This is a genomic window from Mixta sp. BE291 (assembly GCF_031457955.1).
Classification (GTDB): Bacteria; Pseudomonadota; Gammaproteobacteria; order Enterobacterales; family Enterobacteriaceae; genus Mixta.
The window spans coordinates 152,299-164,467 of record NZ_JAVDXN010000003.1; the positions used below are offsets into that span (position 1 = coordinate 152,299).

Sequence of the window (12,169 nt, forward strand, 5' to 3'; positions counted from 1 at the left end):
CCATGACGCAAACTCATCATATCGCAATCTTACCGGGCGACGGCATTGGCCCTGAAGTCATGGCGCAGGCGGTTAAAGTGCTGGAGGCGATTCGTCAACGTTTCGCCATGCGCATTACCACCAGCGAATATGACGTCGGCGGCATCGCCATCGATCGTCATGGCGAACCGCTGCCTGCGGCAACCGTCGCTGGCTGCGAGCAGGCGGATGCCATTCTGTTTGGATCGGTCGGCGGGCCGAAGTGGGAACATCTGCCGCCTGCCCAGCAGCCGGAACGCGGCGCCCTGCTGCCGCTGCGCAAGCATTTCAAACTGTTCAGCAATTTGCGTCCCGCCAGTTTATATAAAGGGCTGGAAGCGTTCTGCCCGCTGCGCAGCGATATCGCCGCGCGCGGCTTCGATATCCTCTGCGTACGCGAGCTGACCGGCGGCATCTATTTCGGCCAGCCGAAAGGCCGCGAAGGCAGCGGTATGCATGAGAAAGCGTTTGATACCGAAGTGTATCACCGCTTTGAAATCGAGCGCATCGCCCGTATCGCCTTTGAATCAGCACGCAAGCGCCGCAGCAAAGTCACCTCAATCGATAAAGCGAACGTGCTGCAAACCTCAGTGATGTGGCGGGAAATCGTCAGCGAAGTGGCAAAAGATTATCCCGATGTCGCGCTGAGCCATATGTATATCGATAACGCCACCATGCAGTTAATCAAAGATCCGGCGCAGTTTGACGTGCTGCTCTGCTCCAATCTGTTTGGCGATATTTTGTCTGACGAATGCGCAATGATCACCGGCTCCATGGGGATGCTGCCTTCGGCCAGTTTGAACGAGCAGGGCTTTGGCCTGTATGAACCCGCTGGCGGCTCGGCGCCCGATATCGCCGGAAAAAATATCGCTAACCCGATTGCGCAAATCCTGTCGCTGGCGCTGCTGCTGCGCTATAGCCTGGATGCGGATGATGCCGCTAACGCGATTGAAAGCGCCATTAACCGCGCGCTGGAAGAGGGTTATCGCACCAGTGATTTGGCCGGTGACGGCCCGTCTGTCAGTACCGACGAAATGGGCGCAATGATTGCCCGCTTTATCGCCGAGGAAGTCTAAAAAAATGAGCAAAACCTTATACCAGAAGCTGTTTGATGCCCATGTCGTGTATGAAGCGCCCAACGAGACGCCACTGCTGTATATCGATCGTCACCTGGTTCATGAAGTGACGTCACCGCAAGCCTTTGACGGCCTGCGCGCCCACGGCCGCAAAGTACGCCAGCCGTCGAAAACCTTCGCCACCATGGATCATAACGTCTCGACGCAGACCAAAGATATCAACGCCTCCGGCGAGATGGCGCGCATCCAGATGCAGGAGCTGATGAAAAACTGCGCCGAGTTCGGCGTCCAGCTGTATGACCTGAACCACCCTTTCCAGGGCATCGTGCATGTTATCGGCCCGGAACAGGGCATGACGCTGCCGGGCATGACCATCGTCTGCGGCGATTCCCATACGGCCACCCACGGCGCATTCGGTTCGCTGGCGTTTGGTATCGGCACCTCGGAAGTAGAGCATGTGTTGGCGACGCAGACGCTGAAGCAGGGCCGCGCCAAAACCATGAAGATTGAAGTGACCGGTCAGGCTGCGCCAGGCATCACGGCGAAAGATATCGTGCTGGCGATTATCGGTAAAACCGGCAGCGCTGGCGGCACCGGCTACGTAGTGGAATTCTGCGGCCCGGCGATTAGCGCGCTGAGCATGGAAGGCCGCATGACGTTATGTAATATGGCCATTGAGATGGGCGCGAAAGCGGGTCTGGTCGCGCCTGACGATACGACGTTTAACTACTTGCAGGGCCGTCAGTTTGCGCCGCAGGGCGAGCGCTGGGCGCAGGCCGTTGACTACTGGCGCAGCCTGAAATCGGACAGCGATGCGCATTTCGATGCCGTGGTAACGCTGGATGCCGCTGACATCGCGCCGCAGGTAACCTGGGGCACCAACCCCGGCCAGGTGATCGCGGTGAATCAGCAGATCCCCGATCCCGCCTCCTTCGCCGATCCGGTAGAGCGCGCCTCAGCGGAAAAAGCGCTGGCCTATATGAACCTGCAGCCGGGCATTAAATTGACCGAGGTAAATATCGATAAAGTTTTTATCGGCTCCTGCACTAACTCACGTATTGAAGATTTGCGGGCCGCAGCCGAGATCGCCAAAGGACGCAAGGTTGCGCCGGGCGTGGTAGCGATGGTGGTGCCAGGCTCAGGGCCGGTCAAAGCGCAGGCGGAAGCGGAAGGTTTGGATAAAATCTTCCTGGAGGCGGGCTTTGAGTGGCGTTTGCCGGGCTGCTCCATGTGCCTGGCGATGAACAACGATCGCCTGAATCCCGGCGAGCGCTGCGCCTCCACCAGCAACCGTAACTTTGAAGGCCGTCAGGGCCGTGGCGGCCGCACGCATCTGGTTAGCCCGGCGATGGCCGCCGCCGCTGCCATTGCTGGCCGCTTTGCTGATATCCGTGAACTGAACTGAGGAATCGATCGTGGCGAAAAAATTTACTCAACATACCGGCATTGTCGCCCCGCTGGATGCGGCGAACGTGGATACCGATGCGATTATTCCCAAGCAGTTTCTGCAAAAGGTAACGCGTACCGGCTTTGGTCAGCACCTGTTTCACGACTGGCGTTTTGAAGATGACGCGGGCACGCAGCCAAACCCGAACTTTGTGCTGAACAGGCCGCAGTTCCACGGTGCCAGCATCTTACTGGCGCGGGAAAACTTCGGCTGCGGCTCGTCGCGCGAACATGCGCCCTGGGCATTAACCGACTTTGGGTTTCAGGTGGTGATTGCCCCCAGCTTCGCCGATATTTTTTATGGCAACAGCTTTAATAACCAGCTGCTGCCGGTGCGTTTAAGCGAAGAGGAAGTGGATGAGCTGTTTGGTCTGGTGGCGGCGCAGCCTGGCATTCAGTTTACCGTTGATTTAACCAGCCAGACCGTGAACGCCGGTGATAAAACTTACGCCTTTGAAATCGACAGCTTTCGTCGTCACTGCATGATTAACGGCCTCGACAGCATTGGCCTGACGCTGCAACACGATGCCGCTATCGCCGATTACGAGCAGAAACAGCCCGCCTTCCTGCAGTAATCACTTACAGGCCTTCCGGTGCCGTTGCCCGGAAGGCCGCTGCTTGCCGCTTTAGATATCGCGCACCCGCGTCGCCAGCGCAAACGACACCATCGCCAGCCCCAACGCCAGCCAGTAAACCGTATAGTGGCCAAACGACTCCGCCAGCGTTCCCTGTAACAGCCCGGCCAAAATGGTGCCGGTTGAAATGCTGTTGGTGAATAAGGTGGTCGCCGCGCCAGGCCGCCCCGGCATTAAATCCTGAAACCAGAGCATGCCGATGCCGGCGATGATACCGATAAACAGCGCGTTAAAAATTTGCAGCGCCATCAGCGCGGTGCGCGACTGGAACAGCACCAGCCCCAGATAAAACAGCACGCCGGAGGCGACGGCGATCAGCATAATGCGCCGCTTGCCGGTGCGTTTTACGTAATGTCCGGCTAACAGCATAATCGGGATCTCCAGCCCGGCGGCAGTGCCCATCAGCAGCCCCGCCAGCCGTTCGGGCAACCCCAGCACGGTGCTGATATAAAGCGGCATATCAATGATATACATGGTGTTGCAGGTCCACATCATCATCGATGCCACAAACAGCAAACGCACATCTTTATTACGCCAGGCGCTGATTTGCGTCAGCAGCACTTCCGGCGATTGTTCGACGCGCGGCACCGAAGGCAGCGCAAACGCCACCAGCGCCAGACAAATCAGAAACAGGATCGCCGCCACTACAAACATGGTGGTGAAGCCATAGTTCAACGCCAGCGCAAAAGAGAGCGGCGGCCCAATGACCCACGCCAGCGATAGCTGCGCACGCATCACCGAGCTGAACATCACCACTTCACGCGCCGAGCGGTCGGCATACTCACGCGCCAGCGCAAAGATCTGCGGCATGGAGACGCTGGCCAGCGAAGAGAGCAACACGCCAAGCGTTATCAGCGTCAGGTAATGGCGGTTAAAAGCGAACAGCAGCGCATTAAGCAACGCCATCGCGCAACAAAACAGAATCAGCTTACGGCGGTCGCCCCGGTTATCCGAACGCTTCGCCAGCAGCAGACTGACCACAATCCCGGCTACGGCGTTAACGGTATAAAACAGCCCCACCCAGAAAGGCCGCACGCCAACTTCATGCGACAGGAACAGGCTCAGCGTCGGCGCCTGCAAAGCGCCCGCAATGCCCACCATAAAAGAGACGGCCATAAAAGCGAGATAAACCGGATTGAGACGGCGGCGGCGCGTCAGCAGAAATTTCATAACGTTTCCTGTACCTGGAAAAAAGAGAACGGCAATTACCCGCAAAAGAGACGCCGCAGGCAGACGTAACGGATCTATGGCCGACGGTGATCGTTGTAGAAGAAAGCACAGGAAAACGAAAAAAGCCAGCAGCGTCAATGCCTGCTGGCGGTGTAATTGCACTCTACTCAGATGAAATAGCGGGACGGCGGTGCCACAATATCAAGCACGTCCTGCCAGGATAAAAATGCGCCAGCCCGAAAGGCTGCCTCCCGCACTTTTATCTGCGCTAATTATCGCCATAATAAGGGAACAGAAAAACTACCCAATCCTGTAACGAGCTTCCCCTTTTATGCCTTCATCGCGCCTGCAACACCACTTTATTCGCCTGTGGCAAAGCTGTAACGGTCAGCCGCAGGAAACCACGCTGCAACAGCTGGCACAACAGATGCACTGCTCGCGTCGTCATATGCGTAATCTGTTAAATGCGATGCAGGCAGAGGGCTGGCTGGAGTGGCAGGCGGAGCCAGGGCGCGGTAAACGCTCTCAGCTACGCTTTTATGCCACCGGACTGGCGCTACAGCAGCAGCGAGCCGAAGAGCTGCTGGAACAGGATAGTATTGAACAGCTGGTGCAGCTGGTGGGTGATAAAAACCAGGCGCGCCAGATGATCACCTCGCGGCTGGGGCGCAGCTTTCGTCAGGGCAAACATATCCTGCGCATTCTCTATTATCGTCCGCTGCTTAACCTGCTGCCCGGCTCGCCGCTGCGCCGTTCGGAAACTCATCTGGCGCGGCAGATTTTTAGCAGCCTGGTACGCATAAATGAGGAAAACGGGGAACTGGAGCCCGATATCGCTCACCACTGGCAATGCCTTGCGCCGCAGCACTGGCGCTTTTACCTGCGTCCGGCGATTCAGTTCCATCATGGCCGCGAGCTGGATATGACGGATGTGATCCATAGCCTGCAGCGTTTAACCGCGCAGCCGCTCTTCTCACATCTGACGTTGATTGAGTCGCCAACCGCCTGGACGCTGGATATTCACCTTAGCCAGCCCGATCGCTGGCTGCCGTGGCTGCTGGGCAGCGCCAGCGCCATGATCCTGCCGCAGGAATGGCGGCAGTTGCCGGACTACAGCCGCCAGCCGATCGGCACCGGCCCCTATGCGGTGATCAAAAACCAGCGGTCGCAGCTGAAGATTCAGGCGTTTGATGACTATTTCGGCTATCGCGCGCTCATTGACGAGGTGAATATCTGGGTGTTGCCTGAAATCAGCGAAGAGCTGGTTTACGCCGGTGTGAAGTTACAGGGCGGCAGCGAAGAGGAGAAGTCGCAAGAGAGTCGACTGGAAGAAGGCTGCTACTTTCTGCTATTTGATCAGCGTTCGGAAAAAGGGCGCGATGGTCACATACGCCGCTGGGTCAATACCTTACTTAATCCGATAACGTTGCTGAGTAACGCCAGCGCCGGTTATCAACGCTACTGGTTTCCTGCCTGGGGGTTGCTGCCACACTGGCAACATCGGCCGGAACACCCCCTCACCATCAAACCACAAGGGCTTAGCGAGCTGACGCTGACCTGGTACAGCGATCATATTGAACATCGGGGCATCGCTCAGCTGCTGGAGCCGCTGCTGGCGGCGCAGGGCGTACGCCTGATTACCCAGGAAGTGGATTATGACAGCTGGTATCACGGCGCGGCGAAAAGCGATCTTTGGTTGGGCAGCGTGAATTTCACCCTGCCGCTTGAGTTTTCCGTGTTCGCGCTGCTGTATGAGCTGCCGCTGTTGCATCACTGCATCGACATTGACTGGGAGAGCGATGCCGGGCGCTGGCGTCAGCAGGCGTTGCCCTTAGCGGAGTGGTGTAAAAAACTAATGGATAACCACTATCTGCATCCGCTGTTTCATCATTGGCTGCTGCTGGAAGGACAGCGCAGCATGCGCGGCGTGCGCATGAATACGCTGGGCTGGTTTGATTTTAAATCCGCCTGGTTCGCCCCGCCGGAAACCTGACGCTTTCGTTAACCCAACGAAAACACTACACTAACAGCCGTTCTCAACGGGGTGTGGCAAAACCATCCGGTTTTTCACTGAGAGAAACCCGTCGAACCTGATCCGGTTGATACCGGCGTAGGGATTTGAGATGCGGTACTCCCCTCAGATCATGCGCCCTGTTACTTTTCCTCCTCAAGGAGCGCAACGTGTTGAAAAAAGTTTTGCCCGTTCTGCTGTTGCTGTCTGCCCCGGCTTTTGCTGCCAAACCTGCCTTAACCGTTTATACCTATGACTCTTTCGCGGCTGAATGGGGCCCCGGCCCGGCGGTAAAGAAAGCGTTTGAAGCGCAATGCGGCTGCGAACTGAAGTTCGTCGCGCTGGAAGATGGCGTATCGTTGCTGAATCGTCTGCGCATGGAAGGCAAAAACAGCAAAGCTGACGTGGTGCTGGGGCTGGATAACAACCTGATCCAGGCGGCAGAACAGACCGGCCTGTTCGCGTCCGGCAAGGTGGATACCGCCAGCCTGACGCTGCCGGGCGGCTGGCACAACAGTACCTTCATTCCCTATGACTACGGCTATTTCGCCTTCGTTTACGATAAAAGCAAGCTGAAAAACCCGCCGCAAAGCCTGAAAGAGCTGGTTGAAAGCGATCAAAAATGGCGCGTTATTTATCAGGATCCGCGTACCAGCACGCCGGGCCTCGGCCTGCTGCTGTGGATGCAAAAAGTGTTCGGCGACGACGCGCCGCAGGCTTGGCAGAAGCTGGCGCAAAAAACCGTTACCGTAACCAAAGGCTGGAGCGAAGCCTACGGCCTGTTTCTGAAGGGCGAAGGCGATCTGGTACTGAGCTACACCACCTCCCCGGCTTATCATTTGATTGCGGAGAAGAAAGATCGCTATGCGGCGGCGAATTTTGCCGAAGGGCATTATTTACAGGTTGAAGTGGCAGCCCAGCTGAAAAATAGCCGTCAGCCACAGCTGGCGCAGCAGTTTATGCAATTTATCGTCAGTGAGCCGTTCCAGCAGACCATCCCCACCGGCAACTGGATGTATCCGGTCACCCACACCGCTCTGCCAGAGGGTTTCAAAACTTTAACGGTGCCGAAAACCGCCCTGGAATTTACCCCGCAACAGGTTGCGCAGCAGCGCGCTGAATGGATTAATTCATGGCAACGCGCCGTCAGCCGCTGATTCCCGGCTGGCTGTGGCCTGGCCTGCTGACCGCCATGCTGCTGGTCGGCGTGGCGCTGCTGGCCTTTGGCGCGCTGTGGTTTAGCGCGCCGGAAAGCGACTGGCGCAGCCTGCTGCAGGATAGCTATTTGCATCATGTTGTGGCGTTTTCATTTTTGCAGGCGCTGCTCTCCGCCCTGTTGTCGGTATTACCGGCGATTCCGCTGGCCCGTGCGCTCTGGCGACGGCGCTTTCCCGGCCGCCAGCTGCTGCTGCGCCTGTGCGCAATGACGCTGGTGCTGCCGGTGCTGGTGGCGGTGTTCGGCCTGCTGAGCGTATATGGCCGTGAAGGCTGGCTGGCGCAGCTCTGCGCGTTGATCGGCATTCAGTATGACTTTTCCCCCTATGGGCTACAGGGCATTTTGCTGGCGCATGTGTTTTTCAACCTGCCGCTGGCGACGCGGTTGCTGTTGCAGGCGCTGGAAAATATTCCCGGCGAGCAGCGCCAGCTGGCGGCCCAGCTCGGTATTGAAGGCTTGCACTTTTTCCGGCTGGTAGAGTGGCCCTGGCTGCGCCGCCAGATTTTACCGGCGGCGGCGCTGATCTTTATGCTCTGCTTCGCCAGCTTTGCCACTGTGCTGTCGCTGGGCGGCGGCCCCCAGGCCACCACTATCGAACTGGCGATTTTCCAGGCGCTCAGCTACGACTATGATCCCGCCCGCGCCGCGCTGCTCGCGCTGCTGCAAATGGTCTGCTGCCTGGGTTTAGTGATGCTGAGCCAGCGTTTGAGCAAAGCGCTGCCCACCGGCAATGTCTCGCTGAACGGCTGGCGCGCGGCCAATCGCCACGCAGGCGCGCGGCTGCGCGATACGCTATGCATTGTGCTGGCGCTGCTGCTTTTACTGCCGCCGCTGCTGGCGGTGATGGTTGATGGCGTGCATCAGGGCATAAGCGGCCTGTTGCATCAGCCTGCGCTCTGGCAGGCAACCTGGACCTCGCTGCGCATCGCGCTGGCCGCGGGTCTGCTGACCGTGCTGTTGACCATGCTGCTGCTGTGGAGCAGCCGCGAGCTACGTCAGCGTCAGCGTCTGCTGGCCGGACAAACGCTGGAAATGAGCGGAATGCTGATCCTCGCCATGCCGGGCATTGTGCTGGCGACCGGCTTCTTTTTACTGCTTAACAACTCGATCGGGCTGCCGCAGCAGGCTGACGGCATCGTGATTTTCACCAACGCGCTGATGGCGATCCCCTACGCGATGAAGGTGCTGGAAAACCCTATGTATGACGTTGCCGCACGCTATCAACGCCTCTGTTTGTCGCTGGATATTCATGGCTGGCAGCGCGTGCGAATCGTTGAGCTAAAGGCGCTGAAGCGGCCGCTGGCTCAGGCGCTGGCTTTTGCCTGCGTGCTCTCCATCGGTGACTTTGGCGTGGTGGCGCTGTTTGGCAACGCCGATTTCCGCACGCTGCCCTTCTATCTTTATCAGCAGATTGGCGCCTATCGCAGCGCCGACGGCGCGGTAACGGCGCTGCTGCTGCTGCTGCTCTGCTTTGTTCTGTTCACCCTTATTGAAAAGCTACCGGGGCGCCATGCTAACGCTGACTAATCTCACCTGGATGTATCACCATTTGCCGATGCGTTTCACGCTGTCGCTGCAGCCGGGCGAACGCGTCGCGGTGCTGGGACCAAGCGGCGCGGGCAAAAGCACCCTGCTTGCCCTGGTGGCCGGTTTTCTGACGCCGCACAGCGGCAGCATTACGCTGAACAGCACGGATCACACCCACAGCGCGCCCGCCCAGCGTCCTGTTTCGATGCTGTTTCAGGACAATAATCTTTTTGCGCACCTGACCGTGGCGCAAAACATTGGGCTGGGGCTGCATCCCGGCTTAAAACTGAATGCGACACAGCAGCAGCAGGTTAAGGCGATTGCCGAGCGGGTCGGGCTGGAAGCCTGTCTCGATCGTTTACCGGGCGCGCTTTCCGGCGGACAGCGCCAGCGGGCAGCGCTGGCACGCTGCCTGGTGCGGGAAAAACCGCTGCTGCTGCTGGATGAGCCCTTTTCCGCACTCGATCCGGCGCTGCGTCAAGAGATGCTGGCGCTGGTGGATGAAGTGTGTCGCGAACGTCAGCTTACTTTGCTGATGGTGTCGCACAGCCTGGAAGACGCCGCACAAATTGCCGCACGCAGCGTGCTGGTGGTGGACGGACGGATTTACTGGGACGGCGCAACCAACATGCTGCTGCGCGGCGAAACCGAGGCGGCGGAAGTGTTGGGCATCAGCGTTAAGAATAGATAAGCCTGATTAACCGGGACGGCAGGTCAAAAACGCTGCCGTCTCCCGTTCAGGCCGATTCCCGCGTTCGCGGGGAACCTTAACCCACGAACACCTTCCATAACAGCTGGCGGAAAATCGGCATCATGGGATGAAACTGGATAGCGATCAGGCTGCCCGCGCCAAGCATAAAGCCCAGCGGCGCCAGCCAGCGCAGCCGCTGCACCGGGAGCCAGCGCGTCGCCCAGTCACGCTGCTTATCGGCACGCCACCAGCGCCAGCATAGCCATGCGCCAAGCCATACCAGCAATGCGACCGCCAGCAATAGCCAGGTAAAGCCGCCGCTTTGCGCGTCTTTCGGCACATCGATCGCTACTCCAGCCAGGATACCCGGCAGCAGATAGAGCGGCGGCCAGAAGAGACAGCCGATCAGGCTCGGCGGCAGAAACTTACGCACCGGCAGTTCCAGCATGCCCGCCGCCATCGGAATAAGCGGCCGCGTTGGCCCGACAAAACGCCCGACCAGAATGGTGATCATGCTGTGCTGATGCAGGGCATGCTCGGTTTTATCCAGCATCTTTTGATGCTTCTTCAGATAGTGCCAGCGATGCAACGGCCCCTGAAATTTCCAGCCGATGCCATAGGAGATCCAGTCGCCCAGCAGGCAACCGACCAGCCCCGCCGCCCAGGCGGGATAGAGCCCCAGCTGACCGCCGCCGACCAGCGCGCCCAGACTGGCCATCATCACCGTACCGGGCAACAGCAGCCCGACCAGCGCCAGCGACTCCAGAAAGGTCACCAGCGCCACGGCAAACAGCGCCCACTCCAGCGATTGGGTAATCAGGTGTTCCAGCCAGGCTTCCATAAGTATCCTCAGAATAATCTTCGGCTGGATTGTCCTGAGCGGATGTCAGAGCGTCAAGCAATGATTTGTATGGGGATATTGACATGAATTGACAACGACTTTACCGCTGTCAAAGAGGCGTAGCACGCTATTCTGCTACAGAAACGCGCGCTGGTCGAAATAATAACAGGCTGGCGGCTCCGCCTTGCCGGATTAGTTAAAGCCCACCTCAACCAATTCGCCATGCGCTTTTTGTATATAGCGGGTATTATTGAGCCAGTAGCTGACTTCTCCATCGCGCGTCAGGGTGATGTACATTAACCGGTCTTTTTCGATACAGTTATTCGGCGGGGGCATATCATCAAAGCAAAGGCGATCATATTTCTCTAACGCTTTGTAACCGTCACCGAAGCGCCAGATAGCGATACTATAGTCACCGGTATCATCAGGTTTAGGGATACCATATTTTTCCTGTAAAAAAAACCTATTACTTCGCCACCATTCTATTTTTCCTTTGTCACTCCATGGATAACGATCAACTAAAATATCGCTTCTGTTATGGTATTGATGAATAGCAATAATTTTAACTGGCTGCCATGAGAAAAATAACGCAACAACAATAGCGGCAATAAAAATCGAGAATGAAAATATAAAAAAGCATTTTTTTCGGCAGTTCATTTCTTTCCACCACTCAGGTTGATCACTGCATTCATGTTCGTGAAAAAAGGCTTATATCCATATTTTTCATAACGTTGAAGAACAAACCATATTTTAAAAAACTTAAATTGCCGAAACTTATCTTTCATAATATCGTTATCATCGAGTCCGAAATGATCCTGAGCCACATATTGAACTTTAGCTTCCCATGAATGGTTATGCACCTGCAATGATAACATTTTAATCTCTATAGAGTAGATATCATGCACGGTTATTCCCAGCCCATTAATGCTATCCTCTTTCCTGGCAAATTTTGGAAGTATGGTTGTTTGAATAGCAGTATCAAAACTTTGAAACTTTGGTTTAGGAAATTCTTTCTGTTTATAATTTATATTACTATTAACAACGGTTTCGATTACATCAAGAGAAGATTTACCCGAATTATCCTCCAGTAGCTGATTTCTTAGCGCCATATCCAGCGCTGCATCACTAAAAGGCGCGCCGTTAGCATACTGCATATGATCAATCATCTTATTAATCAGCTGACGATAAGGACTATAAATAGAAAAAGGCCAGCTCAGGCTGCGCATTTCATCAAACAACAGCTGCGCGCAGGCTTGATATGAACAGGCCCCCGCATTTCTAATGGAATGGGGTGTGTAAAAGCGCGACTGCGGCAAATTAAACGGCGAAAGCCGTACGCCGGTGTAAGGGTTAACTTTCTCTGATACATCGGTAAGGAAGTAGCGCTTTTGCAACTGGTCAGCCGTCAGGTCGCCATATCGCATATCCGCCGCCGCTCTGTCATTCATTTTTCGTTGGGTAGAGAAAATAGTACAGGGAAAGGTTAAAGCCGTCATTCATCGCACTCCTTGCAATGTTGCTTTTATACCGCCGCATCG

11 protein-coding genes and 1 riboswitch are annotated in these 12,169 nt (G+C 56.5%); of the genes, 7 read left to right on the forward strand and 4 right to left on the reverse strand.

The features are described from left to right. Positions 1–2 precede the first annotated feature (2 nt). Genes leuB through leuD form a run of 3 tightly spaced genes read left to right on the forward strand, consistent with a single transcriptional unit; the run spans position 3 to position 3,115 of the window. Positions 3–1,094, forward strand: coding sequence for a 3-isopropylmalate dehydrogenase (gene leuB, locus J2X14_RS08300; RefSeq protein ID WP_352410751.1), 1,092 nt, complete (start codon positions 3–5; stop codon positions 1,092–1,094). A gap of 4 nt (positions 1,095–1,098) precedes the next feature. Beyond that, entirely contained in the window at positions 1,099–2,499 is a 1,401-nt protein-coding gene (leuC, locus tag J2X14_RS08305; protein ID WP_352410752.1) for a 3-isopropylmalate dehydratase large subunit, read from the forward strand. Positions 2,500–2,509: 10 nt separating this feature from the next. Continuing rightward, positions 2,510–3,115 carry a 3-isopropylmalate dehydratase small subunit gene (gene leuD, locus J2X14_RS08310; RefSeq protein ID WP_352410753.1) on the forward strand — a complete coding sequence of 202 codons (606 nt, stop codon included), beginning with the start codon at positions 2,510–2,512 and terminating at the stop codon, positions 3,113–3,115. Between the two features lie 51 nt (positions 3,116–3,166). Here the strand turns inward: leuD and J2X14_RS08315 are convergent, their stop codons facing one another. Continuing rightward, positions 3,167–4,345 carry a sugar efflux transporter gene (locus J2X14_RS08315; protein WP_352410754.1) on the reverse strand — a complete coding sequence of 393 codons (1,179 nt, stop codon included), beginning with the start codon at positions 4,343–4,345 and terminating at the stop codon, positions 3,167–3,169. Positions 4,346–4,676: 331 nt separating this feature from the next. Here J2X14_RS08315 and sgrR point away from each other — a divergent pair, with 331 nt between their 5' ends. The 4 genes from sgrR (at position 4,677) to thiQ (ending at position 9,790) form a co-directional block, all read left to right on the forward strand. Further along, positions 4,677–6,338, forward strand: a complete 1,662-nt coding sequence (gene sgrR, locus J2X14_RS08320; protein WP_352410755.1) for an HTH-type transcriptional regulator SgrR — start codon at positions 4,677–4,679, stop codon at positions 6,336–6,338. 37 nt (positions 6,339–6,375) lie between these two features. Then, a riboswitch (TPP riboswitch) is annotated at positions 6,376–6,480 on the forward strand. Positions 6,481–6,526: 46 nt separating this feature from the next. Continuing rightward, a complete protein-coding gene (gene thiB, locus J2X14_RS08325) occupies positions 6,527–7,513 on the forward strand; it encodes a thiamine ABC transporter substrate binding subunit (RefSeq protein WP_352410756.1) in 987 nt (328 codons plus the stop codon). Further along, positions 7,489–9,099 (forward strand): thiamine/thiamine pyrophosphate ABC transporter permease ThiP, encoded by a 1,611-nt coding sequence (gene thiP / locus J2X14_RS08330; protein ID WP_352410757.1) that lies wholly within the window; start codon positions 7,489–7,491, stop codon positions 9,097–9,099. Before thiB ends, thiP begins: the two co-directional genes overlap by 25 nt. Beyond that, positions 9,083–9,790, forward strand: coding sequence for a thiamine ABC transporter ATP-binding protein ThiQ (thiQ, locus tag J2X14_RS08335; RefSeq protein ID WP_352410758.1), 708 nt, complete (start codon positions 9,083–9,085; stop codon positions 9,788–9,790). The genes thiP and thiQ overlap by 17 nt, the downstream gene beginning before the upstream one ends. A 76-nt stretch (positions 9,791–9,866) precedes the next feature. Here thiQ and J2X14_RS08340 read toward each other — a convergent pair whose 3' ends face one another. From J2X14_RS08340 to J2X14_RS08350, 3 genes are all read right to left on the reverse strand, one after another. Beyond that, positions 9,867–10,631 (reverse strand): DedA family protein, encoded by a 765-nt coding sequence (locus J2X14_RS08340; RefSeq protein ID WP_352410759.1) that lies wholly within the window; start codon positions 10,629–10,631, stop codon positions 9,867–9,869. Positions 10,632–10,823: 192 nt separating this feature from the next. After that, positions 10,824–11,288 (reverse strand): DUF943 family protein, encoded by a 465-nt coding sequence (locus J2X14_RS08345; protein WP_352410760.1) that lies wholly within the window; start codon positions 11,286–11,288, stop codon positions 10,824–10,826. Next, positions 11,285–12,127: a DUF3289 family protein gene (locus tag J2X14_RS08350; RefSeq protein ID WP_352410761.1), complete on the reverse strand. Its 843-nt coding sequence runs from the start codon at positions 12,125–12,127 to the stop codon at positions 11,285–11,287. The genes J2X14_RS08345 and J2X14_RS08350 overlap by 4 nt, the downstream gene beginning before the upstream one ends. Between the last annotated feature and the right edge of the window lie 42 nt (positions 12,128–12,169).

What these genes read in the sequence shown, in the direction of transcription:
- J2X14_RS08340 (WP_352410759.1), bottom strand. Translation starts at nt 10,631, where the DNA reads ATGGAAGCCTGGCTGGAACACCTGATTACCCAATCGCTGGAGTGGGCG.
- J2X14_RS08350 (WP_352410761.1), bottom strand. Translation starts at nt 12,127, where the DNA reads ATGACGGCTTTAACCTTTCCCTGTACTATTTTCTCTACCCAACGAAAA.
- J2X14_RS08315 (WP_352410754.1), bottom strand. Translation starts at nt 4,345, where the DNA reads ATGAAATTTCTGCTGACGCGCCGCCGCCGTCTCAATCCGGTTTATCTC.
- thiP (WP_352410757.1), top strand. Translation starts at nt 7,489, where the DNA reads ATGGCAACGCGCCGTCAGCCGCTGATTCCCGGCTGGCTGTGGCCTGGC.
- thiQ (WP_352410758.1), top strand. Translation starts at nt 9,083, where the DNA reads ATGCTAACGCTGACTAATCTCACCTGGATGTATCACCATTTGCCGATG.
- leuC (WP_352410752.1), top strand. Translation starts at nt 1,099, where the DNA reads ATGAGCAAAACCTTATACCAGAAGCTGTTTGATGCCCATGTCGTGTAT.
- sgrR (WP_352410755.1), top strand. Translation starts at nt 4,677, where the DNA reads ATGCCTTCATCGCGCCTGCAACACCACTTTATTCGCCTGTGGCAAAGC.
- J2X14_RS08345 (WP_352410760.1), bottom strand. Translation starts at nt 11,288, where the DNA reads ATGAACTGCCGAAAAAAATGCTTTTTTATATTTTCATTCTCGATTTTT.
- leuB (WP_352410751.1), top strand. Translation starts at nt 3, where the DNA reads ATGACGCAAACTCATCATATCGCAATCTTACCGGGCGACGGCATTGGC.